The sequence below is a fragment of the Allocatelliglobosispora scoriae genome (genome assembly GCF_014204945.1).
In the GTDB taxonomy this organism is placed as follows: domain Bacteria; phylum Actinomycetota; class Actinomycetes; order Mycobacteriales; family Micromonosporaceae; genus Allocatelliglobosispora; species Allocatelliglobosispora scoriae.
In genome coordinates this window covers 2,779,103-2,804,839 of sequence record NZ_JACHMN010000002.1, presented here as the reverse complement: position 1 = coordinate 2,804,839, position 25,737 = coordinate 2,779,103, and the positions used below count along the sequence as shown (strand labels likewise).

The window sequence follows — 25,737 nt, the reverse complement described above, 5'->3', positions numbered from 1 at the left end:
AAATTTTTGGACAAACTTGCGCTTGAATAACTACAGAACTTCGCAATAACATGACGACCAGTCGCGTACTGTTTCGTACCCGTAAACGAGGCATGACGACCGTGCACCCCACGACGGAGGACGTTCTCGCCTCGAGCGTCGGCAGGCGTTCACCACCCCGAGAGAATCGAGTCATTCGATGTCACGGAACATCATCGGATCTACAGCGAGGTGGTCCCTCGGGTCCTCTCGCTGGGCCGCGGCGGGGGTCGCCTCGGCGACAGCGGCCGCAGTAACACTCAGTGTGCTGACCGGCGCGGGCACAGCCTTCGCCGCCGCACCGGCTCCCGTCGTCACGCGGGCCGCTCTCGACCCGGCGCTCGTCGCCGGCCGGGGCGCCAGCGTGAACTTCCTGGAGCAGGAGGCGGAGAACGCCACGCACAACGGCACCATCATCGGTCCGAGCCGCGCCGCCTACACGCTTCCGGCGGAGGCATCCGGCCGGACGGCGGTCAAGCTCACGCCGGGACAGTATGTCGAGTTCACGTTGCCGAGCGCCGCAAACGCGATCAACGTGCGCTACAGCATTCCGGACGCGCCCAAAGGCGGCGGCATCACCGCTCCGCTCGACGTCACCGTCAACGGCGGTTCGCGCAAGACCATGACGCTCACCTCGCAGTACGCGTGGCTCTACAACCAGTACCCGTTCTCCAACGACCCCAACGCCGGTCTGCTGCACCCCGACTGGTGGATCACGGAGTGCGGTTGCGTGCCGGCGTACACGACGCCGGCGCCCGTCATCACCACCCCGTTCCGCCCCAACCACTTCTACGACGAGCAGCGCCTGCTGCTCAACAAGAAGTACAAGGCGGGCGACAAGGTCCGGCTCACGGTCCCGGCCGGCAGCAACGCGGCGTGGACCGTCATCGACCTGCTCGACTCCGAGCTCGTCGGCCTGCCCTACGTGGACCTCATCGCGTCCAACGTGCTGCTCTTCGGTGCCGACCCGTTCGGCAAGAAGGACTCGGCCGACGCGTTCGACAAGGCGATCGCCTTCGCGAAGCGCTTCCACCTCGACGTCTACGTCCCGCCGGGCACCTACCAGGTCAACCGCCACATCATCGTCGACAACGTGACGATCAAGGGCGCCGGCAGCTGGTGGACCATCATCAAGGGCAAAGAGGTCGCGCTGAGCACCCCCGCCCCCGATGGCTCGGTCCACACGGGCGTCGGTTTCTATGGCAAGGACTCGTCGGTCGGCGGCAGCACCAACGTCCACCTCTCCGGCTTCGCCATCGAGGGTGACGTCCGCGACCGCATCGACACCGACCAGGTCAACGGCATCGGTGGCGCGATGAGCAACTCGACGATCGACGGCCTCTACATCCGCCACACCAAGGTCGGCCTCTGGTTCGACGGTCCGATGTCGAACGTCAAGGTCACCAACAACGTGATCGTCGACCAGATCGCCGATGGTCTGAACTTCCACATCGGCGTGACGGACTCGCTGGTCAAGAACAACTTCATCCGCAACTCGGGCGACGACGCGCTGGCGATGTGGTCGGAGACGACCGCCAACGCCAACAACACGTTCGACCACAACACCGTGCAGACGCCGGTCCTCGCGAACGGCATCGCCATCTACGGCGGCGCGGACAACACCGTCTCCAACAACCTGATCGCGGACCCGATCCGTGAGGGCAGCGCGATCCAGGTCGGCTCCCGCTTCGGCGCGGTGGCGTTCACCGGACACCTGTGGATCACCAACAACACCACGGTCCGGGCGGGCACCTTCGAGCTCAACTGGAACATCGGTCTCGGCGCGATCTGGTTCTTCGCGCTGGACAAGAGCATCGACGCGGACATCCAGGTCGTCGGGGACAACTTCCTCGACAACACCTACAACGCGATCATGTTCGTCAGCGACTGGCCGGTGAAGGACCTCTACACGATCACGAACGTCCACTTCAAGGACATCAAGGTCGACGGTACGGGCACCTCGGTCGTCAGCGGTCGCGTGGCGGGTTCGGCGACCTTCGAGAACGTCGACGCCCGCAACGTGGGTGCCGTCGGCATCAACAACTGCGGTTCGTTCCACTTCACGCCGTCGGGCTCGGAGTTCTCGCTCTCGGGCAGCGGCAACGACGGCGGCGGCACGACCGGACCCTGGTTCGGATCGTGGCAGCTGCCGAACACCATCACCTGTGACGACCGCCCGCCGGTCGTGGTGCCCCCGGCACCCTCCGCCTGGTGATGCGAGTCAGCTCGGCTCGGTAAGAAGGAGAGGCTGCGGGCGGGCCCTCGGGTTTCACGACTCGAGAGTCCGCCCGCAGTATTTCTGGCGCCCCGGCGGGGCTCCTCGCGCCGGAGCCGCGCCGTTCAGGCCAGGGCGAGGAAGCGGCTCACGGTCGCCTTCGCCCCGGCCAGGATCGTCCGGATCGTCCGGGCCGAGTCGACGATTCCGCTGCTCAGAGCGTCGGTCTGATGGTCGGTGCTCACGTCGTACACGACACGGGGTCCTGCTTTTTCGAGCGCGCGCAGTGCGCGGGCCGGGTCGTGGCCGGCGTTGCGCACCACCTGGTCGAAGGGCGCTCGCAGCGCGGCCGCGAGGAACGGCGGTGCCGGGCGCCGGGCGAGCCAGAGCAGGCCGCCCGGCAGGACCCCGTCGGTCGCGGCGGAGCTCGCGACGAGCAGCGTGCGATTCAGCGAGTCGACGACGGCCTCCGTCTCGGCCGCCGTCCGTCCACCGAAGCGCAGGCACGCCACGCCGCCCGCGATCGCGGCGAACCGGCGCTGCAGCATCTCCGCGTCGTAGGCGCTCCCGGCACGCTCGATCTCCGCGCGCATCGCGTGGACCCGCGCTCCGATCACCTGCGGATCGCCCATCGTGTCGACGAGGGTGGTGTGCTCGGCGGTGGCGACGATCCGCCGGAGGTTGCCGAAGTCCGCGAGGGTGACCGCCGTCAGCTCGGCCGGGGTGACCACCCGCGCGCCGGTCAGGACCGCGATGTCGCCGAGGATCGCGGCCTGTCGGTCGCCGTAGCCGGGCGCCCGGACCGCCACCGACCGCAGCGTGTGGTGCACGTGGTTGACGACGAGCGTGGTGAGGGCGTCGCCGTCGAGGTCACGGGCGATGACGGCGATCGATCGGTTCGCCTCCTTGACCCGTTCCAGCGCGGGCAGCAGCACCCGCACGTCGCTCACGGTGCCGTCGATGAGCAGCACGCAGGGGCTCTCCAGCTCGGCGCGGTCGCGAACCGGGTCGGTGACGAACTGCGCGGAGAGGTAACCCTGGTCGAGGCGCAGCCCTTCGGCGAGCGACAGCTCGAACCCGCGCGTGCTCCCGGCCTCGGCGACGATCGCACCGTCCCGGCCGACCTTGTCGAAGGCGGTCGTCACGAGGTCCGCGACGGCGGCGGCGCCGGTAGCGGTCGCGACGACGGCGTGGAGCTGCTCCTTGGTCTCGATCGCGAGCAGTCCGTCGCCCAGCTCGGCACCGACGCGGTCGAGCTGGGCGCCGATGCCCCGGTCCAGCACGGCGGGGTTGGCGCCCGCGGCCAGCTCGGTCGCGGCGTGGGACAGCAGCGCCGCGGTGAAGACGACGGCGCTCGCGGTGCCGTCACCGGCATGTCTGTCCATGATGGAGACGAGGTCGCGGGCGAGTTCGGCGCCGATGCCGCGATGGCCGCCGCCGGTGGCGTGGTGTGCGACGATGCCGCGGGCGTCGACCGCCTCGACGGTCCGGCCGTCCGCAGCGGTGACGAGCGCGCGTCGGCGCTGCGGTCCGAGCGTGCGGGCGACGAGGGCCGACACCTCCGCGAAGCCGTCGGCGATCGCCCGCCAGCCGACCGCCGGTGCCGTCGCCGCGACCGGGTCGCCCGTCGGCCGGGTGAGCGCGCGCAGTCCGGCGACGAAGGCGTCGCTCGGCAGCTCGCCGCCGGTGACGTTCTCCCGCTGGAGATCGCCGAGCCGGAAGAAGCCCTGACCGGCGAGGAGCAACGGCCGGATCGGCTTGCCGAGCTGCTCGGCATAGGCGATCTCGCGCTCCACCCACGGTGAGGCCTCGGCCGTCGGCGTCATCACCGCGACCAGGGCCGCGCAGCTCGCGATCTGCTCGCGCAGGACCGCGGCCCACTCATCGCCATAGTCCAGCTTGTCATCGACCCAGACGGGTACGCCGTGACGGCCCAGATGTTCCACGAGCCGCCGCACGTAGTCGCCGTCGGCCCGGCTGTAACTGATGAAGACGTGATCCGCCACGGTTGGCAGACTAACCGCAGAATACTGTTAGGAATCCTAATTGTTAACTGCTACCGTACATGTGCATCGATGCATATTCGTAAACGTTGACAATTCCCGGCGCGCCCGCGCCGCAGGAAGGGAAAACGCATGTCGAGAATGCGAACCTTAGCCACGATCGCCGCCCTGGTCATCACCGGTGCGATGGCGGTCATCCTCCCCTCCACCGTCGCCTCGGCCGCAGCCTGCGCGACACCGTGGAGCGCCACCACCACCTACACCAACGGCATGGTCGCCTCCCGCAACAGCCACAACTGGCTCGCGAAGTGGTGGACGCTCAACGAAGCTCCTCCCGGGACCACCGGAGTCTGGGCCGACCAGGGCGTCTGCGGCGGCGGCACCCCGCCCTCGCCGACCCCCGGCGCCTGCAACCACCCCAACTGGGCGGCGGGCACCAACTACGTCACCGGCAACATCGTCCGCTACACCAACGGGCTCTACTACATCGCCGAGCACGACAACCCGGGCTACGACCCGATCATCAGCACCTGGTACTGGGACCCCTACACCTGCACCGGAACGCCGCCCTCCTCGCCACCGCCGACCAACCCCGGCGCGTTCGTGGTGAGCGAGGCCCAGTTCAACCAGATGTTCCCGGGCCGCAACTCGTTCTACACCTACTCCGGCCTGGTCGCGGCACTGAGCGCCTACCCCGCGTTCGCCAAGACCGGCAGCGACACCGTGAAGCGCCAGGAGGCCGCGGCCTTCCTCGCCAACGTCAACCACGAGACCGGCGGCCTGGTCTACATCGTGGAGCAGAACACGGCGAACTACCCGCACTACTGCGACCTCAGCCAGTCCTACGGCTGCCCGGCCGGGCAGGCGATGTACTACGGCCGCGGGCCGATCCAGCTCAGCTGGAACTTCAACTACAAGGCCGCCGGTGACGCGCTGGGCCTCCCGCTGCTCACCAACCCCAACCTGGTCCAGACCGATGCCTCGGTCGCCTGGCGGACCGGCATCTGGTACTGGATGACCCAGAACGGCCCGGGCACCATGACCCCGCACAACGCGATGGTCAACGGCGCCGGATTCGGCGAGACGATCCGCAGCATCAACGGGTCGATCGAGTGCAACGGCGGCAACCCCGGCCAGGTCCAGAGCCGGGTGACGGCATACCAGCAGTTCGTCCAGATCCTGGGCACCACCGCAGGCAACAACCTCTACTGCTAGCCACTCCACCAGGCGGATGCCGCCCCACCCCTGCGGCGGCGTCCGCCCCATAATTCGCGTTGATCAAGGGAAGACTCGCCGCATATCGGACACCCCGGATGGCGAGTCTTCCCTTGATCAACGCGAATTATGGGCGTTGACCCGGCGTTCGCCGATGTTCAGCAGGGGATCCTGGCGGATGCGTTTGGTGAACGGCACAACCCGGGTCTCGGTGACGGTGTGCTTGGTGATCGTTGCGGCACTGGGCTTCGTCGATGCCGCGGTGGTCACCGAGACCGCCGGAGACTCTTCAGGCCCACCCTCGCCAGTCCCGCACGCGACGACTGCAAGCGCAAGCAGCGCGGTGGGTATCAGCCGACTAATGCTCAGACTGAGCTTGGTTCGTGTTTGCCCAGCCATGGCACACCACCCGATGAGCGTCATCCAGCGTAGTGGTGATAGGCCGCGTAAGGGCCCGATATTCGTGTTGATCAAGGGAAGACTCGCCATCGGGGGTGCGCGATATGCGGCGAGTCTTCCCTTGATCAACGCGAATTGGCGGGGGGTCAGGGTGTCCAGGCTGGGGCTAGGAGGGAGTAGACGTGGACGTCGTGTGGCCTGCCGTTGTGGTGGAAGGCCTCGCGGAGGGTGCCGTCCAGGGTCATGCCGAGCCGTTCTGCGCAAGCGATGCTTCGTTTGTTCTCCGGTACCGTTCGCCACTCGACGCGGTGGATGCCGCGCTCGCCGATCGCCCAGGCGATCATCGCCCGCGCCGCGGTCGTGACCAAACCCTTGCCCTCGGCCTCGGGGGAGAGCCAGACGCCGATCTCGGCCAGGCGGAACCTCGCGTTGAAGGTGCGGAAGAGCGTGCCGCCGACGAGTTCGCCGTCGAGCCAGATCCCGTAGATCCGGCCGGCGTCGCGGGCGGTGTCGTCGGCGTACCGCTGGAGCCACGCTCGGGTCTGCTCCTCGTCGGTGAGCATGACCGCCCAGGGCAGCCAGGGGGAGAGGTGGTCCCGGTTGCGGTCGATGTACGCCGCGAACTGCGGTGCGTGGAACGGCTCCAGGGTGCGCAGGTCGGCGTTCGGGGTAAGGGGCTGGCTGAGCATGGGGGCTCCTGTCTGCGTACCAAACGTTTGTTATGTATTCTAGCTCGTGAACGGACGGAGGGTGACATGCCCGCACGCGGTGACCACGACGCTCGCCGGCGCGACGTCTCCGAGGCGGTCTGGCAGGTGCTCGCGGCGAAGGGCTTCGGCGGGCTCACGCTGCGGGCCGTCGCGACCCACATGGGCTCCTCGACCGGGCTGCTGACGCACTATTTCCCCAGCAAGCAGGCGCTGGTCCGGCATGCGCTGGAGATCGCCCAGCAGCACACCGCCGGGCGGGAGCGCTTCACCTCCGCGGGCGAAGGCCTGCCGGGGCTGCGCGCCGCACTGCTCGATGTCATGCCGCTGACGCCGCAGAGCACCGCGATGAACCGGGTCTGGATCAGCTTCTGGGACGCCGCACTCTCCGATGCGGAGCTCGCCGAGGTGGAGCTGCAGCGGTACGAGCGGTGGCGGGGCATGCTGCGCCCGCACGTCGACGCGGCGATCCGCCTCGGGCAGCTCGCCGGCGACCCCGACGATGTGGACCCGGACGACATCGTCGCCACCGCGGCCGGATTCGCGCACGGGATCGTGGTGCAGGCGATCTTCGATCCGGCGCGATTCCCGGCGCAGCGGCAGATCGCGCTCGTCGACGGCTTCATCGCGCGGCTGCAACGGTGACCGCTACGATTCCCCGACCAGCCACAGAGGGAGATCGCATGCTCGTCAGCAAGCTCGATGAGGTGGTGACGATGGTCGGCCGACACCTCGGCAGCTCCGCCTGGCACGAGATCACCCAGCGCCAGGTCGACCTCTTCGCCGAGGCGACCTGGGACCACCAGTGGATCCACACCGATCCGGAGCGGGCCGCGACCGGACCCTACGGCGGCACGATCGCGCACGGCTTCCTCACCATCGCGCTGACACCGGCGCTGCTGGCGGAGATCTGGCGGGTCGAGGGCGTCGAGATGACGGTCAACCGAGGGCTCAACAACGTGCTGCTGCGGGCACCCGTACCGGTGGGTGCGCGGGTGCGGATGCTCGCCGACGTCGTCGACGCGCGACCCCGGCCGAAGGGATTCATCGAGGTGGTCGTGGGCCTCACCTTCGAGGTGGAGCACGACGGCAAGGTCGCGAAGGCCTGCACCGCGCAGGAGGTCATCCTGCTGCGGGGCCACGCGGACTGATCGGCGCGACCCGGGCCGGGCCGCGCCGATCGAGAATGGATCAGGGCAGGTTGATGAAGACGCCGCGGGCGGCCGGTCCCTCGCGCAGCTCCAGCCGGATGGGCTTCGTGCCCGTCGGCAGGGCGAACTTCAGCGTCGCCAGCACCTCGGCGTCCGGCTCCAGCGGCCTCGCGAAGGGGTCCACACCACCGTTGGCGGCGAGCGTCGCGGTCACATCCGGCTGCACCCACTGGTCCTCGCCGGTGTAGAGGCGCTGCATGCCGAGGTACCAGGGCTGCCTGGTGCCGCTGATGTTGCGGAACTGAGCGGTCACCGTGCAGGTCCCGGCCTTGCCGGTGGTGCACTGCACGCGATGCACCGTGAACTCGACCGCTTCGTCCGCCGTGGGTGCGCCGAGCAGGGCCTGATGCTTCTCGCCGTACCAGCCGGACTCGCCGAGGAATGCCCGCCCCGTCGTCACCCCATCGCGGATGTAGGGCTTGGCGACGAGGATCACCCCGCCGACCACGGCGAAGATCGCGATGATCGAGACCAGCGGCGCGAACCGGCGGTAGTCCCGGCGCGGTTTCGCCTCGACGGCGGGCGCGGGCTCCGGTGCCACCTCGTCGTCGTCCTCGGGTCGGGTGCGGTTGCGCCAGCGCCAGAATCCCCAGGCGCCGAGCCCGAGCAGCGGCAGGCCCAGCAGCAGCCATGCGCTACGCCACCACGGCGTCGACGGCTCGGGAGGCGGGGCGAGCGTGGTGACGGCGGAGGCGCAGTCGTGCATCCGCCCCGTCCTCGGGTCCGCCGCGCAGACGGAGCTGACCTGCCGGACCGCGGTCGGTACGGCGGCGAGCGTGGTCGTCAGCCGGATCGTCGCGTGTGGTGGCACTGTCGGCTGCCAGCTCACCGCCGACGCGGTCACCTTGCCGCCCTCGCTCGCCTTCGCCGGACCGGCTCCATCGGGGAGGGTCTGCGTGACGAGGGTGGGGACTGCCTTGTCGGAGGTGTTGACGATCCGCAGATCGAAGCTGGTGCCATCGGCGCTGGGCGCTATCGCGACCGAGACGTCGGGGGCTGCGGGCGGGACGAGCGGCGCTGTCGGCGTACTGGCCGTGATGGTGCCGGCCAGGAGAAACGCTCCCAGGATTGGATGCATGTTCTCTCCTTCCGTTGGCGACACTACGAAGGGCCACGGCGGCTTGAGGCCACATTGGTCAACCCTGTCCGAAACGTGAATCGGCTGGTTAGGATGCCCGCTTTCGGCATGCGCCGACCCTTTTAGGACCAACTCTTGAAGAGTTGCGGCGGTCTTGGCGCGCGACAGCGCCGGGCGAGGATCGCCCGGCGCTGTCGTGGTGCTCGTCGGATCAGCGGGTCGCGGTCTTGTTCCCGAAGAACCGGGTCGCCAGCCAGACGAAGAACACGGCGAGGGCAAGCTGGATGATGTGCCTGATCCAGTCGATGCCGTTGGTGTCGCCGACGCCCAGCGCGTCGGCGAGGATGCCGCCCAGCGTCGCGGCGAGGATGCCGACGATGATCGTGACGACGGCGGAGATGTTCTGAGCACCGGGCAGCAGCAGGCGCCCCAGGTAACCCACGATGGCACCGCCGATGATGCCCCAGATGATCGTTCCGATCATGACCAACCCCCGTACTCGGCACTGATGGATCTTCCAAAATCACGGTAGACCCGCAGGTCGCTGTAGGGAGGTTTTTCCGTCGGAGGATTGCAAAGACTTCTTTGCAAAGCTATCTTTGCGATATGACCGAACCGACTCGCGTCGAGCTGCGCGGCAAGGCGCTGCGCGGCATCGCGCACCCGTTGCGGGTGCGACTCCTCTCGTTGCTGCGCGAGGACGGGCCGTCGACCGCGACCCGCCTCGGCGAGCGGCTCGCCCAGTCCAGTGGAGCCACCAGCTATCACCTGCGCCAACTCGCCGCCTATGGCTTCGTCGTCGAGGACGACACCCAGGGCGACGGGCGGGAGCGCTGGTGGCGGGCCGCTCACGAGACGACGACCCTCCAGGCCGAGGACGCGCGGGCATCGCCGGCCGACAGCGAGGCATACCTCCGCGCCGTCGCCGCGGAGTATGCCGACCGGGTCGACCGCTGGCTCGGCGAGCTCACCACCATCCCCGAGGAGTGGCACGAGGGCATGACCCTCTCCAACGCCCTGCTGCGACTGCGCCCCGAGGAGGCGGCGCGATTTCTCGTGGAGTTCCAGGCGCTCATCGACACCTACCGCCGGGACGAACCGGCGGGCGAGCTGCCCGACGGCACCGAGCGCGTGATGCTGCAATACCAGCTGATGCCCTTCCCGCGCGTCGCCGGGCACGGGGGTGACCTCCGATGAGGCGCCTGGCCGGACTCGTCGGGCTGCTCACCGCCGAGGCGATCTCGCTGTTCGGCAGCAGGATGACCGCGGTCGCGCTGCCCTGGCTCGTCCTCGTCACCACCGGCAGCGCCACGAAGACCGGGCTCGTCGCGCTGACCGAGATGCTGCCCTATGTGATCGCCTCCGCCGCCGGTGGTCCGCTCATCGACCGCCTCGGCGCGCGCCGGATCTCGGTCGTCGTCGACGTGCTCAGTGCCGCGCTCGTCGCCGCCGTCCCGCTCCTGCACCACCTGGGCCGCCTCGACTTCGGACTGCTGCTCGGCCTGGTCGGGGTGATCGGCCTGGTCCGAGGGTTCGGCGACTCGGCCAAGCGGGTGCTGCTGCCCGCGGCGATCGCCGAGTCCGGTGTCGAGATGACCCGCGCGGTGAGCCTCTACGACGGCATCGCCCGGGCCGCCACGCTCGTCGGTGCGCCGCTCGCCGGGGTGCTCGCGGCCACGTTCGGCGCGGTCGACGTGCTGCTCATCGATGCGGCGTCGTTCGCGGTCGCGGCATTCATCATCGGTGGGCTGGTCCGCAACCGGCCGACCGATGAGCCGTCGGGGTCGGCCGAGCCCGCCGAGCCCTACTTCACCGCTCTGCGGACCGGGCTGGGCTTCGTGCGACGGGAGCCCTTGACCCTCGGCATCGTGCTGATGCTCTTCGCCACCAACCTGTTCGACCAGGCCTACACGACGGTCTTCGTGCCGGTCTGGTCCCGGGACGTCTTCGGATCCCCGGCCGGGATCGGCCTGCTCGCCGGGGTCTTCGCGCTGGGTGCCGTCGCGGGCAACGCGGCGTACACCCTGGTCGCGCCCCGCTGGCCGAGACTCGGGCCGTTCGCCGTGGGCTTCCTGATCGGCGGAGCGCCCCGGTTCCTCGTCATGGCGCTCGACTCTCCGGTCTGGACGGTCGTCGCGATGGCCGCCACCGCCGGGGTGGCGATCTCCGTGGTCAACCCGATCCTGAGCGCGGTGAGCTATGAGGTCATTCCGGAACGGTTGCAGGCCCGGGTCTTCGGCCTCGTCACCGCGGCGGCCTGGGCGGGCATCCCGGCCGGCAGCCTGCTGGGTGGGCTGCTCGTCGACCTGGTGAGCCTGCGGGCAGGGCTGCTCATCACCGGACTGATCTACCTCGCCGTCACCCTGGTGCCGTTCTTCGGCAAGCGGTGGCGCCGGATGGACGCCGGTCGGGGCTCACCGGGTGCGGCGGAGCCTGCTGTGGAGCGGGAGGTCGTCGCCGTCTAGCCCCGTGATGCGGCACAGCGTGGCCTCCCTTGGCGAGAAGGCCACGCTGTGCTGCACAACGGGTCAGAGCTGGCGGGTCTTGTCCGGGTCGCCGTCGATGAGGCTGACGGTCTCGCCGCCACCGAGCACCGGCGGCGCGATGACCGGCGGGGCGGAGATGACGGGCGGGGCCGAGACGACCGGCGGTGCGATGACCGGGGGCGGTACGGGCTGCGTCACCGCGGCGGGCGGCGGGACCGGCTGCGTCACGACCGCCGGTGGCACGGGCGGCGCGGAGACCTGCCCGGCCGCTGCACGCGGGTAGCCGAGCGATGGAGCCTTGATGTCCGGCAGTCCGGTCGTGACCGGCTCGGTGCCCTGCGACGGCATGTATCGCGTGGCGTCCGGTGCGGAACCACCGCTGTAACCGCCGCCGCTCGATGCCTCCACCTCGGCGAGGGGGAATGCGTAACGGCTCCAGCGACGCGGGCTCGCCACCGTGGCGAGCAGCGGGACGGCGAGGAAGACGCCGAGGCCGCTGATCCCGACCAGGTTGAAGCCGCGGATCTCCACGGTGTCCGAGAAGAGGCCCATGAAGTCGGTGAGGGCGATCTTGTAACCCTCGGCGTCGATCATCGGCCAGGCGCTGACGCCGAGCAGGAGCAGACCGGCGAAGGCCGGGCCGATGGGGGAGAGCCGGGCCATGACCAGCACGGCGTAGATGCCACCGGCGACGGCGAGCGCCGCCAGGGCGAGCGTGGTGTCCATCGGCGCCTGGTCGGGGCCCTTGGCCGAGGCGGCGGCGAAGGCGTCGAGGCCGACACCGGTGAGCAGGAAGACCGCCGGTGCGAGCACCAGGGCCAGAGCGAGCGAACCTAGATGGCGCATGCGCCTAATCCTCCGATGATCAGCGGCCGGTGGGCGGTGCGGCCCACGGCGACGCGCCGTCGGTTTCAGTCTTGTCGGTGCTGGCGTGCTTCCCGGCGACGATGGGGTTCGTCGGGTCGTCGGCGAGGTAGACCGGGGTGGCGACCGTGGGCGTGGCCGCGGTCGGCGTCGATCCGGTGTCCTCGCCCGGTGACCAGCTCTTGATCGCTTCGATCCGGCCGGTGTCGATCATGGGGTTGACCGGGCCGACCGTCGGGTGGAGCTTCGACGTGGGCCACATCCGCCAGCGCTGCGCGCTGAAGACCGCGAAGACCAGGATGGCGCCGACGAGCAGCAGCTCGCCGTTGCCGACCGGCACGGACAGGGTCGCGGAGCGGAGGTCGGAGATCTCCGGCAGGTCCGGCAGCGACCGGTAGAACTCGCCCGGGATGGCGAGGCCCAGCACGGAGACGCTGATCAGCAGCAGCCCGCTGAAGAGCGGTCCCAGCGGCGACACCCGCAGGCTCGCGATGGAGCCGACGATGAGACCCGCGATGGCGACGAGGGCAGTCGCGATGACCGGCGGGTTGGTGCCGATGGCGTCCGCCGTGACATGGATGCCGCCGTTGGCATACGCGAGTAGCACCCAGGTGAGGGGTGCGATGGTGAGCCCGGCGAGGAGGCTCCAAAGATGACGCATGCGGGGCAGGGTACCGTCTCGTCACTCCGCGCGACAGGTCCATAGGTATCGTCACGGCATGACTGAAGGCCGTCCTACCGCGCACTCACAGGTCACCCTGTCTCGCATCATGACCGCGGTCGACGTGAACCTCTACGGCTCCGTCCACGGTGGAGTCATCATGAAGTTCATCGATGACGTGGCCGGGGCCTCCGCCGCCCGCCACTCCGGCGGCATCGCGGTCACCGCGGCGATCGACGAGATCCTCTTCCTGGAACCGGTCCGCGTCGGCGATCTTGTGCACGTCTATGCGCAGGTCAACTGGACCGGCCGGAGCTCGATGGAGGTCGGCGTCACCGTCCGGGCGGAGCGCTGGGACCAGTTCGGCACCGACGCGGTCAAGGTGGGCACCGCCTACCTGGTCTTCGTCGCGGTGGACAAGGACGGCCAGCCCCGCACCGTCAATCCCGTGATCCCGGACACCCCCAAGAACGAGCGCAGATTCGCCGAGGCGCAGATCCGCCGGGCGCACCGGCTCGCATCGAGGGAGGCCATCAACAAGCACCGCAGTGAGAAGCAGGAGGGGCGCACATAAGGTTCGGGCTGGTCGTGTGGCCGACCTCCATCTCCGGCCGGTACGGCACTCGGGCAGGATGGGACGGTGGGCCGGCACACAGCCGTGGCGTGCCCGTGGGAGGAGCAGCACGATGACCACGATCCTGTGGACCCCGCCGGCCGACGTTCTCGAGACGACCCGCATCGGCCACTACCTGCGGTGGCTCGCCGATGAGCGGGGGCGCACCTTCGGCGGCTATGCCGAGCTGTGGCAGTGGTCGGTCGACGATCTGCCCGGCTTCTGGCGGTCGATCTGGGACTACTTCGAGGTCGTCGCGCACACCGAACCCGCCGAGACCCTGGGCGACGCGCACATGCCGGGTGCTCGCTGGTTCCCCGGTGCGACGCTCAACTATGCCGAGCACGTGCTGCGGATGCCGGGCATCGCCGACGACGCGCCGGTGGTGATCGGCTATTCGCAGACCCGCGAGCCGGTCACGCTCACCGCCGCCGAGCTGCGCGAGCAGGTACGCCGAGCCGCCGCCGGCCTGCGCCGCCTCGGCGTGGCGAAGGGCGACCGGGTGGCCGCCTATGCCCCCAACATCCCTGAGACCTTCGTGCTGCTGCTGGCGACGACGAGCCTCGGCGCCATCTTCTCGTCCTGCGCCCCGGAGTTCGGCACCCGCAGCGTCACCGACCGCTGGACCCAGATCGGGCCGAAGGTCCTCGTCGCCGTCGACGGCTACCGCTACGGCGACAAGCTGATCGACCGCCGGGGCGAGGTGGCCGGGATCCAGGCCGCCCTGCCGTCGCTGGCGCACACGGTCGTCCTCGACTACGCGGGACTGTCCGACACCGACGGCTGGGCGGAGCTCACCCGGGAGACCGACGAGCCGCTCACCTTCGAGGCCGTCCCCTTCGACCACCCGCTCTACGTCCTCTACTCCTCCGGGACGACCGGGCTGCCCAAGCCGATCGTGCACGGGCACGGCGGCATCCTGCTTGAGCACCTGAAGATGCTCGCCCTGCACCACGACCTCGGCCCCGGGGACCGCTTCTTCTGGTTCAGCACGACCGGCTGGATGATGTGGAACTTCCTCATCTCGGCCCCGGCCGTCGGCGCCGCGATCGTCCTCTTCGACGGCGACCCCGCGCCCAAGGTGGACGGAAGCCCGGACTTCGGGGCGCTGTGGCGACTCGCCGAGACCGCCGGGATGACCTACTTCGGGACATCGGCGCCCTACCTGCTCGCCTGTCGCAAGGCTGGAGTCGTGCCGAGCGAGCTGGCCGATCTGTCCGGGCTGCGCGGGCTCGGGTCCACCGGCGCGCCGCTGCCGCCCGAGGGGTTCCGCTGGGTCTACGAGTCGGTCTCCTCGACCCTGCAACTCCAGTCGCTGTCCGGCGGCACGGACGTCTGCACCGGCTTCGTCGGCGCGAGCCCGCTCAACCCGGTCTTCGAGGGCGAGATCGCGGCGCGCTGCCTCGGTGCCCGGGTGGAGGCCTTCGACCCGACGGGCAAGCCGGTCCTCGGCGAGCTGGGCGAGCTCGTGATCAGCGCGCCGATGCCGAGCATGCCGGTCGGCTTCTGGGGTGACGAGTCGGGTGCCCGCTACCGGGAGGCCTACTTCGATGTCTTCCCCGGGGTGTGGCGGCACGGCGACTGGATCACGATCACCGACCACGGCAGCTGCATCATCACCGGGCGTTCCGACGCGACGCTCAACCGCGGCGGCGTACGCCTGGGCACGAGCGAGTTCTACTCCGTCGTCGAAGGGCTGGACGAGGTCGTCGACTCCGTCGTCGTGCACCTGGAGGACGCCGAGGGCGGCGCCGGCGAACTGCTGCTCTTCGTGGTGCTCGCCGACGGGATGGAGCTCGACGACGCGCTGCGCGCCAAGATCGCCCGAGAGCTGCGGACAGCCCTGTCACCGCGCCACATCCCGGACGAGATCCACCAGGTCAAGGCGGCACCCCGGACCCTGTCCGGCAAGAGGCTGGAGGTGCCGGTGAAGCGCATCCTCACCGGCACGCCGGTCGACGCAGCCGCCGCCAAGGGCGCCCTGGCCAACCCCGAGTCGCTGCTCGCCTTCGAGCGGCTCGCCCACGAGCGAGGCAACTGATGACGACCGTCCGGGACCTCTTCGCCCGCGCCGCCGACCCCGCCCAACCCCGCCTCACCTGGTACGACGACGCCACCGGCGAGCGCACCGAGCTCTCCACGGCGACGCTCGCCAACTGGACGAACAAGACGGCTAACCTGCTCGTCGACGGGCTGGGCCTGGGACCGGGGAGCACCGCCGTGGTGGCCCTGCCACCGCACTGGCAGACCGCCGCCGTGCTGCTCGGGTGTGCCGCCGCCGGAGTGCGGGTGGTCGACACCGGCACCGCCGACGTGGGGTTCGCGACCCTGGAGCGGCTGGCCGAGATCGCCGGGGCCGACGAGCGGCTCGCGGTCTCGCTGCACCCTTTTGCCCTGCCCATGCGGGATCTGCCCGGCGGGGTGGGGGACTGGGCGTTGGAGGCGAGGCAGCACGGGGACTTCTTCTCGGCGTACCAGCCGATGGAGCTGGAGCCCCGCGAAGCCGCAGCGGGGCGGGTTTTGATCGACACCGACCGCCACCCGGAGCCGTCGGTGTGGCTCTGGGCGCCACTCGCGGCGGGTTCTTCGATTGTGGCCTGTTCACACACGGACGTGTCCACATTGGCGCGTAAAGCGACGTCAGAGCGGGTAACCATCCGGATGGATGCTGAATCAGACCGGATGAGTGAGTGAACTGTCGCGTCGCCGACCACCGGAACGTGCTGTGCTGACGTAAGGTAGTAATGACAACTGTGACGCAGCGCACACTCAAGAAGGCACAGCGGCCGGAGCGAGCAGCGCTGACGCGAATCAGCGGCGCGTGACCCGTGCCGCAGAGCGCGAAGGAGTGACCCGTGGCCCGCGTGCTAGTCGACGCCACCAGCGTCCCAGCCGACCGGGGCGGTGTCGGACGTTATCTCGACGGTCTCCTCGGTGCGGTGGGCACCCTGCTCTCGGATGATCTGAGCGTCGTGGCTCAGCGTTCCGACCAGGAGCGTTATCAGCAGATGCTGCCGCAAGCCCGAGTGATCGCCGCGCCCGCCGCGGCGGCGCACCGACCCGCCCGACTCGCCTGGGAGCAGACCGGCCTGCCGATCCTCGCCCAGCAGGTCTCGGCGGAGGTGCTGCACTCGCCGTTCTACACCTGTCCCCTGCGGGCGTCCTGCCCGGTGACCGTGACCGTCCACGACGCGACGTTCTTCACCGAGCCGGAGCATTACGACGCCTCGCGGCGCACCTTCTTCCGCTCGGCGATCCGCACCTCCATGCGGCGCGCCGCGCGAGTGATCGTGCCGAGCAAGGCGACCCGCGACGAGCTGATCCGGCTGCTCGACGCCGACCCCACCCGCATCGACGTCGCCTATCACGGCGTCGACCCGGCGGCGTTCCACGCACCCACCGACGAGGAGAAGGCGCGGGTGCGGGCCCGGCTCGGCCTCACCGGCGACTATGTCGCCTTCCTCGGTGCCAAGGAGCCGCGCAAGAACGTGCCCAACCTCATCCGGGGCTGGGTCCTCGCCGTCCGCGACCTGCCCAATCCGCCCGCGCTCGTGGTGGCAGGCGGCTCCGGCCACGACGACGACATCGACCGGGCCGCGACCGAGGTGCCCGCGCACCTGCGGCTCATCCGCCCGGGCTACCTGCGCTACGCCGACCTGCCCGGCTTCCTCGGCGGTGCGCTCGTCGCCGCCTACCCCAGCTATGGCGAGGGCTTCGGCCTGCCGGTGCTGGAGGCGATGGCGTGCGGTGCTCCGGTGCTCACCACCCCCCGGCTCTCCCTGCCCGAGGTCGGTGGCGATGCCGTGGCATACACCACCGAGGACCCGGAACGGATCGCCAAGGACCTGCTCGCGCTCCTCGACGACGAGCCCCGCCGCAAGACGCTGGCCCGAGCGGGCCTGCTCAGGGCCACGGAATTCACCTGGGCGGCGAGCGCGGAGGCGCACATCGCCGCCTGGCAACGGGCCATCACCGACGTAAAGCGATAGTGGCGCCGGTAACTTCATCGGTGGTGAACACGGCAACTCCGGCCATCCTGGAGCAGAATGGCCGGATGTTGCATGCCGTAATTCCCGCTGGTGGAAGCGGGACGCGCCTCTGGCCGCTGTCCCGGTCGTCGAACCCCAAGTTCCTTCACCCGCTCACCGGCACCGCACAGACAATGCTGCAGGCCACGATGGCCCGGCTGGCACCGCTCTCCGGCCTGTCGGAGACCTTCGTCGTCACCGGCGTGTCCCACGCCGTCGCGGTCGCGCGCCAGCTGCCCGACCTGCCCGAGTCCAACATCCTGGTCGAGCCGTCGCCCCGCGACTCCTGCGCCGCGATCGGGCTGGCCGCCGCGGTGATCGAGCACCGCTCGCCCGGCGCGGTGATGGGGTCCTTCTCCGCCGACCATCTGGTACGCGATCCGGCCGCCTTCGTCACCGTCGTGCGCGAGGCCGTGGCGGGCGCCGAGCGCGGGCTGCTGATGACGGTCGGCATCACCCCGACGCACCCCGAGACCGGATACGGCTACCTGCACACCGGTGATCTCGTCGCCGGTGGCATCCGCGAGGTCACGGAGTTCAAGGAGAAGCCCAACGCCGAGGTGGCGAGGGCGTATGTCGAGTCCGGCAACTACCTGTGGAACGCCGGCATGTTCGTCTGGAAGACCGACGTCTTCCTCGCCGAGCTCGCCGAGCAGCAGCCGTCTCTGCACGAGGGGCTGCGTGCCATCGCCGCGGTCTGGGACACCGACGACCGGGACGCCGCCATCGGCGACCTGTGGCCGACCCTGACCAAGATCTCGGTGGACTACGCCGTGATGGAGGGCGCGTCGGCGAAGGGCATCGTCGGGACCGTTCCGGGTGACTTCGGCTGGCACGACATCGGCGACTTCCACACGGTCGGCACGGTGCTGCCCGCGACCGACGAGGGCAACGTGATCCTCGGCGGGTCCAAGGACGAGGTGCTCCTCGTCGACGTGCACGACTCGGTGATCGTGCCCGGCTCGGGCCGGCTCGTCGCCGCCGTCGGCCTGCGCGATGTGATCATCGTGGATACGCCGGACGCGGTGCTGGTCTGCCCGCGTGACCGGGCCCAGGATGTGAAGAAGCTGGTCGACGAGCTCAAGGACCGGGGCGAAACCGCCTACCTGTAACGCCGGCCTGCCCGCTTCGGCGGGCGGCCGGGCGGTTCGGCTCCCCGATCGCCGCAACTCTTGAAGAGTTGGTGTTATTTCGGGTGCTGAGCCACCCGGGCAGGAAAAACAGCGTGGCGCGCTCTGCTGCTGCTTGGTGCCAAGCGCAGCAGGAGCGCGCCACGCCCCCGCAAGTAAATCCCCCGTGCGGTGCGCCTCCCCGTGTGGCGCCAGATGAGCATGCTGCATATGGGCCGTTCGGGTCGAGGAGTTTCGGCCAGGGACGAAAGACGCAGGTGATAAGGGTTCTGTAATGTCTGGGGTTCCCTAGTACGGAGCCCTCAACATGCTGCGGATTCACTTCACCGGTGAGGATCTCGCTCGTACCAGGGTGGCGCCCGGCCCCGAGCCACTCTGGGAACTCGTGCTGAGCATGCACGTTCTGCGTACGCGGAATGCCGACCCGGTCCTGGACCCCTGGAAGCGCACCGTCACGGCGGCGCTCCGTCCGGGCAGTCCCGTGCGCGCCGAGGTCGACATGCTGGTCAAGCTGAACCCCCCACTCGGTTACTTTCCGGACTTCCTGACCCCGGCTGTCGCCGACCGCGATTTCGAGGCGGCGATCGAGCAGGTCGTCCGGACTCCCCGCGAGGTGCTGGAGCGCGAGGTCGGCCTGCTCGAAACCCGCTCGTCCGCGCTCGACGGCCTGCGCCGGGGCGACGCGTCATCGGCGGAGGCGCTCGGCACCGCGATGCGCAGCTATCAGAAGACCGCACTCGACCCCATCTGGGACCGGGTCCGGGCTGCCATCGACGCCGACCGGGCACTGCGCGGCCGGATGATGGTCGAGCGTGGCGTCGAGGCGATGCTCGGCGCGATCCACCCGGCGATGCGCTGGTCGGGTGGGGTGCTGGAGATCGACGGCTACCGCGGCGAGCCGGATCTGCACCTCGACGGCCGCGGCCTCGTGCTGGTGCCGAGCTACTTCAAGTCCAACGAGATGCCGCTGAAGCTCGCCGATCACGACCTGCCGCCGGTGCTGGTCTATCCGGTGAAGAAGACCCCGGTGCTGCCCGCCGGCGTACGCAAGGAGGCGCTCGCGTCGCTGGTCGGGCGGACGCGGGCGTCGGTCCTGGAGGTGGTGGCCGAGGGGTGCACCACGACCGAGCTCGCGCGACGGCTCAACATCTCGATGTCGGCGGCGAGCGAGCACGCCGCCGTGCTGCGCGACTCCGGCCTGCTCGTCAGCGTCCGCGACGCCAACCGGGTGATGCACTCCCTGACTCCGCTGGGCCTCGCCCTGCTCGGCTGACCCGTGCCCCCTGTCACGTTTTGCAGCAAAGCGTGGCTTCGCGGCGCGAAATGGCCACGCTTTGCTGCAAAACGTGACAGGGAACGTGACGGTCGTCGGCAGTACGCCCGCATTACAGGAGGGTGCGGCCGAGCTCCATCGCCTCGGCCGTGCCCAGGGAGAACAGGTCGCTGCCCGCGTCGCGGACCAGGGTGGGTACGACGCCTGGCTCCTCGTCGGTCGTCGACGTGATCAGGCCGCGGACGACCGCGACCGGCACCTGGTCGATCTTGCCCTTGACCAGCTCCGCCGCGGCCGCCAGCTCGTCGACGATCGACATCTGGGTGATGTGCAGCTCGTTGCCGTAGGGATCGGTCTCGCCCCGGTGGTCGCGCAGCGGTGAGATCCCCGCGCAGCCGAGCGCCACGTCGGTGAGCCCGTTGCGCCACGGCCGCCCGGCGGTGTCGGAGACGACGATCGCCACGTCGAGCCCTCGGGCGAGCAGCTCGGCGCGGAGTGCCCGGGCGGAGGCGTCGGGGTCCTTGGGCAGGAGGACGAGCTGCGCGCGGTCCACGTTGGAGGCGTCGATGCCGGCGTTGGCCATCACGAAGCCGTGGTGGGTCTGCACGATCCGGGTATGCCCGCGTGTGGCGACCACCCGGGCGGTCTGCGAGCGCAGGACCGACTCGCGGGCCTCCTCGCGTTCGGAGCCGCTCTCCGGCACGTCGACGAGCGCGCCCTCGGCCTTCGACACGATCTTGCTGGTGACGACGAGGATGTCGTGGTCCCGCAGCCACGGCGCGGCCGTCATGATCAACGAGGCGAGGTCGTCCCCGGGCTGCACGGACGGGATGCCCCGCACCGGGATCACCGAGAGGGCACCATCGGGCAGTTCCATCACACGCCTCCGAGCGACAGGGCGGCGCGGACCATCGAGGCGGTCGCCTCGTCGTCCGTCATCCACAACGGGGTGTCCCGGACGGTCACGCCGGGCACGGTGGTCTGCGCGTCGACCGGGTCGACGAGCCAGCCGGTGAGCAGGCCGTCGGTCGCCCTGGCGCCGTAGAGGGCACCGACACCGGTGGCGGAGCACTCGATCCCGACGGAGGCGAGGCAGCGGTCGGCCATGCCCCGGACCGGGGAGCCGCCGATGATCGGCGACACGCCGACGACAGGGGCAGGCGTCGATCGGAGCGCGTCGCGCATGCCCGGCACGGCGAAGACCGGAGCGATCGAGACGATGGGGTTGCTCGGGGCGAGGAGCACGATGTCGGCCCCGGCGATCGCCTCCAGCGTCCCCGGCGCGGGCTTCGCCTGATCGGCGCCGATGAAGATGAAGCGCTGGGCGTCGACGCGGCCGCGCAGGCGTACCCACCACTCTTGGAAATGGACCACGACCTGCTCGGACTCGGCGGGAGCGGTCGAGACATCGACCCCCGCGGCCTCGGCCTCGTCGCGGCGCAGCGCGACGTGGGTCTCCATCCGCTCGTCGGTCGCGGGGATCATGCGCACGCCCGGCTGCCAGCGCCGGCACAGCGCCTCCGTGACCGCCGAGAGCGGGTAGCCCGCGTTGAGCATGACGGTCCTGGTCAGGTGCGTGGCGATGTCACGATCGCCGAGCCCGAACCACTCCGGCGCCATGCCGTAGGCGTTGAGCTCCTCCTTGACGACGAAGGTCTCCTTGGCCCGGCCCCAGCCGCGCTCGACATCGTTGCCCCCGCCCAGCGTATACATCACCGAGTCGAGATCGGGACAGATTCGCAGCCCGTGCATGGTCACGTCGTCGCCGACGTTGATGATGGCCGTGACCTCGGCGCCGATCGTGCGAGCGTGCGCACGGACCCCCTGGAGGAACTTCGCCCCGCCGATGCCGCCGGCGATCACCGTGATGTGCATTTCCTTATCCTCTCCCATGCTCTGTTCCACCCTTCAACGGCGCTAGAGTGCGCGAGTGGCGGATGCGATGAGGCGGGCGCTGCGTCGCGCTCGCGACGGCCGGACTCTGGACCAGACCGAGGCTGCGACGCTGCTCGCTGCACGCGGTGACGACCTGGCCGCGCTTCTTGAGATTTCCTCGGCGGTACGCGATGCGGGCCTGCTCGCAGCCGGCCGCCCAGGCGTCGTCACCTTCTCGAAGAAGGTGTTCATCCCGCTGACCAGGCTCTGCCGGGACCGATGCCACTACTGCACCTTCGCCACCGTGCCGCACCGGCTCGAATCGCTGTTCCTGGAGCGTGACGAGGTGGTGGCGATCGCCCGCGAGGGGGCTGCACAGGGCTGCAAGGAAGCTCTCTTCACCCTTGGTGACCGACCTGAGGACCGATGGCCCCAGGCGGCTCAGTGGCTCAATGAGCGGGGCTACGGCACGACCCTGGACTACGTCCGGGCCTGCGCGATCGCGGTGCTGGAGGAGACCGGTCTGCTGCCGCACCTCAACCCGGGCGTGCTGAGCTGGGAAGAGCTGCAGCGGCTGCGCCCGGTCGCGCCGAGCATGGGCATGATGCTGGAGACGACCGCGACCCGGCTGTGGTCCGAGCCGGGCGGCCCGCACTACGGCTCGCCCGACAAGGAGCCCGCGCTGCGGCTGCGGGTGCTGGAGGACGCCGGGCGGGTCGGCGTGCCCTTCACGACCGGCATCCTGATCGGGATCGGTGAGACGCTGGAGGAGCGGGCCGAGTCGATCTTCGCGATCCGCCGGGTGGCCAGGGAGTACGGCCACATCCAGGAGACCATCATTCAGAACTTCCGGGCGAAGCCGGACACGGCGATGCGGTCCGCGCCGGACGCACTCGTGACCGAGCTTGCGGCCACCGTCGCCGTGGCCCGGCTGGTGCTCGGGCCCAAGGCCCGGATCCAGGCGCCGCCCAACCTGATCGGCGGGGATTTCGCGCTGCTGCTGGCGGCGGGGATCGACGACTGGGGCGGCGTGTCGCCGGTGACGCCGGACCACGTGAACCCGGAGCGGCCCTGGCCGGTGATCGAGCAGCTCGCGGCGCACTCGGCCGAGGCCGGGTTCGAGCTGCGCGAGCGGTTGACGGTCTACCCGTCCTATGTGCAGGACGCGGAGCGGTGGATCGACCCGCGGCTGTTCTCGTTCGTGTCGGCGCTCGCGCTGCCGTCCGGGCTGGCGGACGAGTCGGCCAAGCCGGTGGGGATGGCCTGGCAGGAGCCGGAGGAGCTCGTCGCGATCGGGCGGACCTCGCTGCACGCGGAGATCGACACGGTGGGGCGGACGGGGGATCGGCGGGCCGATTTCGACACGATCTATGGGGACTGGTCTGCGGTGGCGTCGGCTGCTGCGGCTGGGACTCCGGTTGCTGGGGCTTCGGCTGCTGCGGGTGGGTCGACGGGCGCGGATGTGTCGCTGGGGGGAGAGCTCGACGACGAGGAGCTGGGTGCTGCTCGGGGTGCGCGGGTCCCTGCGGGGCCGCTCGCCGCGGGCTTCCCTTCTGGAGATCACGTCAAGTTCGGGGAACCAGACGTGATCACATCCCATGATCACGTCTGGTTCGGGCAAAGCGACGTGATCTCCAGCGCTTCGCTGCTCTCGCGGCCCGCTGCGGGCTCCTCGCGCGGCGTTACCGAGCAAGATCACACCTTCCTCGGGGATAACGGTGTGATCAAGGGTCATGATCAGGCCATCTTCGGGGAAAACGGTGCGATCTCCAGCGCGCTCATCGAGGCCGCGCTGGCCCGGGCCGCTGACGACCCGGCGTCGTTGCTGCTTCCCGAGTACGAGGAGCAGGCGCTCGCGCTGCTCGCCAGCGACGGGGAGGTCCTCGACCGGCTCGCGGGCATCGCCGACGTGCTGCGGGCCAAGGTGGTGGGCGATGAGGTGACCTACGTGGTCAATCGCAACATCAACTTCTCGAACGTCTGCTATGTCGGCTGCCGGTTCTGTGCCTTCGCGCAGCGGGAACGGGACGCGGACGCCTACCGGCTCAGCGTCGACCAGGTCGTCGAGCGGGCCGTGGAGGCCTGGGATCTCGGCGCCACCGAGGTCTGCATCCAGAGCGGCATCGATCCCAAGCTGCCCGTGAGCGTCTACCCCGACCTGGTCCGGGCGATCAAGTCGCGGTTGCCGGAGATGCACGTTCATGCGTACTCGCCGATGGAGGTCGTGACTGCGGCGGCGAAAGCCGGCGTCTCGGTGCGGGAGTGGCTGACCGGCCTGCGTGACGCGGGGTTGAGCACGATCCCCGGGACCGCGGCGGAGATCCTCGACGACGAGGTGCGCTGGGTGCTGACCAAGGGCAAGCTGCCGACAGCACAGTGGATCGACGTCGTCTCGACCGCGCACGAGCTGGGGATCCGGTCCAGCGCGACGATGATGTTCGGGCATGTGGACAATCCGGGGCACTGGCTGACGCACTTCCGGGTGCTCGCCGGGATCCAGGACCGGACGGGTGGGTTCACCGAGTTCGTGGCACTGCCCTTTGTGCACACCAACGCGCCGATCTACCTCGCCGGGATCGCCCGGGCGGGAGCCAGTTGGCGGGAGAACCGGGTGATCCACGCGATGGCGCGGATCCTGCTGCACGGGCGGATCGACAACATTCAGTGCTCGTGGGTGAAGCTCGGCGACGAGGGCACCCGGATGATGCTCCAGGGCGGCTGCAACGATCTCGGCGGGACGCTGATGGAGGAGACAATTTCCCGAATGGCCGGATCTGAGTTTGGATCCGCCCGTACGGTGGAACAACTCCATGCGATCGCGGCGGCGGCGGGACGCCCGGCAGCGCAGCGGACGACGACCTACGGCAGGGTGGGTCCGGCGATGGCGCGCGCCATTGTTTAGTGCCCCCAAGGAAAATCCGCGACGACACGCCGAAAGGCCGTAACCAATTGGGCGTTCCAAACGATAGGGCAGTGGCGGGGTACCCCGAACGAACGGCCCATTTATCAGGTTCGCCTTGACGATGCACGCGTGACACACGTGTAATTTTGGCGGGGTTGTCCGGAGGGCGTTTGGGGAACGCTGCCAAACTGGACAAGGGGGGTTGCGTCGACACGGTCGGCGCAGAATAAGGAGGCTGGTGCGATGGACGGTCCCGTCGTGGCCGATCTGCTCGGCAACGCGCCGGAGTGGCAGGAGAGGGCTCTCTGCTCGCAGACTGACCCGGAGGCGTTCTTCCCGGAGAAGGGTGGCTCCACCCGGGAGGCGAAGCGCATCTGCTCGCGGTGTGACGTGAAGGCCGAATGCCTGGAGTACGCCCTTGGCCATGACGAACGTTTTGGCATCTGGGGTGGACTGTCCGAAAGAGAACGACGCAAGTTGAAGCGTCGAGCTGCCTGACTTCGGTAAAGGGCGCCCCGCGGTGGGGCGCCCTTTACTGTGCGCTTTTCTATACGTCGTCGGGGCTCATGCCGAGCAGGTTCGCCACCTGCTCGACGACCACGTCGCGGACCAGCTCCGCCAGCTCGTCACGATCGGCTGCCCGGAACTCCAGCGGTCGGCGGTAGACCACGATCCGCGGCGGGACGCCGTGCTTGCCCGGTCGGCCCGGCAGCAGGCGCGCCAGCGGCACGGAGCCGTCCTCCAGCACATCCGAGTCGTAGACGTTGAGGTCCGGCGGCACATCCTCGACCGCGAACTCGACACCCGCCAGCTCCGTCGTGTAACGCCGCTCCAGCGACTCGACCGTGTCGAGCACCAGGTCGTCGAAGACCTCGGCCTTGGTCCGGGACATCGGGACCGTCGCCGGCACCAGGCGCCCCCGCAGGCCGCGGCCGTGCCGGTCACGACGTTGGCTCGGGCGGCGGCGCTCAGGGCTGGTCACGTCTGACAATGTATCGCCCGGCGACCGGCGCGCGGCAACTATCCGGGCGCGCCTTGCGGGCCTCCCCTGCCGGCATC

22 protein-coding genes and 3 pseudogenes are annotated in these 25,737 nt (G+C 69.6%); 15 read left to right on the top strand and 10 right to left on the bottom strand.

What is annotated here, in order from left to right:
• The first annotated feature begins 178 nt into the window (after positions 1-178).
• Entirely contained in the window at positions 179-2,233 is a 2,055-nt protein-coding gene (locus F4553_RS18170) for a glycosyl hydrolase family 28-related protein (RefSeq protein WP_184837590.1), read from the top strand.
• Positions 2,234-2,358: 125 nt separating this feature from the next.
• Here F4553_RS18170 and F4553_RS18165 read toward each other — a convergent pair whose 3' ends face one another.
• A complete protein-coding gene (locus F4553_RS18165; RefSeq protein WP_184837588.1) occupies positions 2,359-4,239 on the bottom strand; it encodes a TCP-1/cpn60 chaperonin family protein in 1,881 nt (626 codons plus the stop codon).
• Between the two features lie 129 nt (positions 4,240-4,368).
• Here F4553_RS18165 and F4553_RS18160 point away from each other — a divergent pair, with 129 nt between their 5' ends.
• Entirely contained in the window at positions 4,369-5,451 is a 1,083-nt protein-coding gene (locus F4553_RS18160) for a glycoside hydrolase family 19 protein (protein ID WP_184837586.1), read from the top strand.
• 117 nt (positions 5,452-5,568) lie between these two features.
• Here the strand turns inward: F4553_RS18160 and F4553_RS18155 are convergent, their stop codons facing one another.
• On the bottom strand, positions 5,569-5,874 hold the full coding sequence (locus tag F4553_RS18155; RefSeq protein WP_184837584.1) for a hypothetical protein: 306 nt from the start codon (positions 5,872-5,874) through the stop codon (positions 5,569-5,571).
• A gap of 122 nt (positions 5,875-5,996) precedes the next feature.
• Positions 5,997-6,539, bottom strand: a complete 543-nt coding sequence (locus F4553_RS18150; RefSeq protein WP_184837582.1) for a GNAT family N-acetyltransferase — start codon at positions 6,537-6,539, stop codon at positions 5,997-5,999.
• A gap of 66 nt (positions 6,540-6,605) precedes the next feature.
• Between F4553_RS18150 and F4553_RS18145 the strand changes: the two genes are divergently transcribed.
• Positions 6,606-7,202 (top strand): TetR/AcrR family transcriptional regulator, encoded by a 597-nt coding sequence (locus tag F4553_RS18145; protein WP_184837580.1) that lies wholly within the window; start codon positions 6,606-6,608, stop codon positions 7,200-7,202.
• A gap of 38 nt (positions 7,203-7,240) precedes the next feature.
• On the top strand, positions 7,241-7,708 hold the full coding sequence (locus F4553_RS18140) for a MaoC family dehydratase (RefSeq protein WP_184837578.1): 468 nt from the start codon (positions 7,241-7,243) through the stop codon (positions 7,706-7,708).
• Between the two features lie 40 nt (positions 7,709-7,748).
• On the opposite strand, the gene F4553_RS18135 is transcribed toward F4553_RS18140, so the two are convergent.
• The gene (locus F4553_RS18135) at positions 7,749-8,846 is read right to left on the bottom strand and encodes a DUF4352 domain-containing protein (RefSeq protein WP_184837576.1); all 1,098 of its coding nucleotides are present in this window, start codon (positions 8,844-8,846) and stop codon (positions 7,749-7,751) included.
• A gap of 211 nt (positions 8,847-9,057) precedes the next feature.
• Entirely contained in the window at positions 9,058-9,330 is a 273-nt protein-coding gene (locus F4553_RS18130; RefSeq protein WP_184837574.1) for a GlsB/YeaQ/YmgE family stress response membrane protein, read from the bottom strand.
• A gap of 122 nt (positions 9,331-9,452) precedes the next feature.
• Here F4553_RS18130 and F4553_RS18125 point away from each other — a divergent pair, with 122 nt between their 5' ends.
• Both F4553_RS18125 and F4553_RS18120 read left to right on the top strand, forming a co-directional pair.
• Complete coding sequence (locus tag F4553_RS18125) at positions 9,453-10,043, top strand: helix-turn-helix domain-containing protein (RefSeq protein WP_184837572.1); 591 nt, start codon at positions 9,453-9,455, stop codon at positions 10,041-10,043.
• The gene (locus tag F4553_RS18120; RefSeq protein WP_184837570.1) at positions 10,040-11,311 is read left to right on the top strand and encodes an MFS transporter; all 1,272 of its coding nucleotides are present in this window, start codon (positions 10,040-10,042) and stop codon (positions 11,309-11,311) included. The genes F4553_RS18125 and F4553_RS18120 overlap by 4 nt, the downstream gene beginning before the upstream one ends.
• A gap of 63 nt (positions 11,312-11,374) precedes the next feature.
• Here the strand turns inward: F4553_RS18120 and F4553_RS18115 are convergent, their stop codons facing one another.
• Together F4553_RS18115 and F4553_RS18110 are read right to left on the bottom strand one after the other, a co-directional pair.
• Positions 11,375-12,178, bottom strand: a complete 804-nt coding sequence (locus tag F4553_RS18115; protein WP_184837568.1) for a hypothetical protein — start codon at positions 12,176-12,178, stop codon at positions 11,375-11,377.
• Between the two features lie 19 nt (positions 12,179-12,197).
• A complete protein-coding gene (locus tag F4553_RS18110) occupies positions 12,198-12,857 on the bottom strand; it encodes a hypothetical protein (protein WP_184837566.1) in 660 nt (219 codons plus the stop codon).
• Positions 12,858-12,915: 58 nt separating this feature from the next.
• Here F4553_RS18110 and F4553_RS18105 point away from each other — a divergent pair, with 58 nt between their 5' ends.
• The 6 genes from F4553_RS18105 (at position 12,916) to F4553_RS18080 (ending at position 19,901) form a co-directional block, all read left to right on the top strand.
• A complete protein-coding gene (locus F4553_RS18105; protein WP_184837565.1) occupies positions 12,916-13,431 on the top strand; it encodes an acyl-CoA thioesterase in 516 nt (171 codons plus the stop codon).
• Positions 13,432-13,543: 112 nt separating this feature from the next.
• The gene (locus F4553_RS18100; RefSeq protein WP_184837563.1) at positions 13,544-15,511 is read left to right on the top strand and encodes an acetoacetate--CoA ligase; all 1,968 of its coding nucleotides are present in this window, start codon (positions 13,544-13,546) and stop codon (positions 15,509-15,511) included.
• Positions 15,511-16,164 (top strand): TIGR03089 family protein, encoded by a 654-nt coding sequence (locus F4553_RS18095; RefSeq protein ID WP_184837561.1) that lies wholly within the window; start codon positions 15,511-15,513, stop codon positions 16,162-16,164. Before F4553_RS18100 ends, F4553_RS18095 begins: the two co-directional genes overlap by 1 nt.
• 170 nt (positions 16,165-16,334) lie before the next feature.
• Positions 16,335-17,459 carry a glycosyltransferase family 4 protein gene (locus tag F4553_RS18090; RefSeq protein ID WP_184840858.1) on the top strand — a complete coding sequence of 375 codons (1,125 nt, stop codon included), beginning with the start codon at positions 16,335-16,337 and terminating at the stop codon, positions 17,457-17,459.
• 65 nt (positions 17,460-17,524) lie between these two features.
• Positions 17,525-18,610 carry a mannose-1-phosphate guanylyltransferase gene (locus tag F4553_RS18085; protein ID WP_184837559.1) on the top strand — a complete coding sequence of 362 codons (1,086 nt, stop codon included), beginning with the start codon at positions 17,525-17,527 and terminating at the stop codon, positions 18,608-18,610.
• 325 nt (positions 18,611-18,935) lie between these two features.
• Positions 18,936-19,901 carry an ArsR/SmtB family transcription factor gene (locus tag F4553_RS18080; RefSeq protein WP_184837557.1) on the top strand — a complete coding sequence of 322 codons (966 nt, stop codon included), beginning with the start codon at positions 18,936-18,938 and terminating at the stop codon, positions 19,899-19,901.
• Positions 19,902-20,028: 127 nt separating this feature from the next.
• Here the strand turns inward: F4553_RS18080 and F4553_RS18075 are convergent.
• Positions 20,029-20,778 (bottom strand): annotated as a pseudogene (locus tag F4553_RS18075) (coenzyme F420-0:L-glutamate ligase); the annotation flags it as partial.
• Positions 20,778-21,776 (bottom strand): 2-phospho-L-lactate transferase, encoded by a 999-nt coding sequence (gene cofD, locus F4553_RS18070; RefSeq protein ID WP_184837554.1) that lies wholly within the window; start codon positions 21,774-21,776, stop codon positions 20,778-20,780. The gene cofD and the pseudogene F4553_RS18075, both read right to left, overlap by 1 nt.
• A gap of 67 nt (positions 21,777-21,843) precedes the next feature.
• Between cofD and cofG the strand changes: the two are divergent.
• The 3 genes and pseudogenes from cofG to F4553_RS18060 all read left to right on the top strand — a co-directional run.
• Positions 21,844-23,199 (top strand): annotated as a pseudogene (cofG, locus tag F4553_RS42985) (7,8-didemethyl-8-hydroxy-5-deazariboflavin synthase CofG); the annotation flags it as partial.
• A 282-nt stretch (positions 23,200-23,481) separates the two neighbouring features.
• A pseudogene (gene cofH, locus F4553_RS42980) lies at positions 23,482-24,678 on the top strand (5-amino-6-(D-ribitylamino)uracil--L-tyrosine 4-hydroxyphenyl transferase CofH); the annotation flags it as partial.
• 243 nt (positions 24,679-24,921) lie between these two features.
• A complete protein-coding gene (locus tag F4553_RS18060) occupies positions 24,922-25,176 on the top strand; it encodes a WhiB family transcriptional regulator (protein WP_184837552.1) in 255 nt (84 codons plus the stop codon).
• A 49-nt stretch (positions 25,177-25,225) separates the two neighbouring features.
• On the opposite strand, the gene F4553_RS18055 is transcribed toward F4553_RS18060, so the two are convergent.
• Positions 25,226-25,660 (bottom strand): metallopeptidase family protein, encoded by a 435-nt coding sequence (locus F4553_RS18055; RefSeq protein WP_376776224.1) that lies wholly within the window; start codon positions 25,658-25,660, stop codon positions 25,226-25,228.
• Between the last annotated feature and the right edge of the window lie 77 nt (positions 25,661-25,737).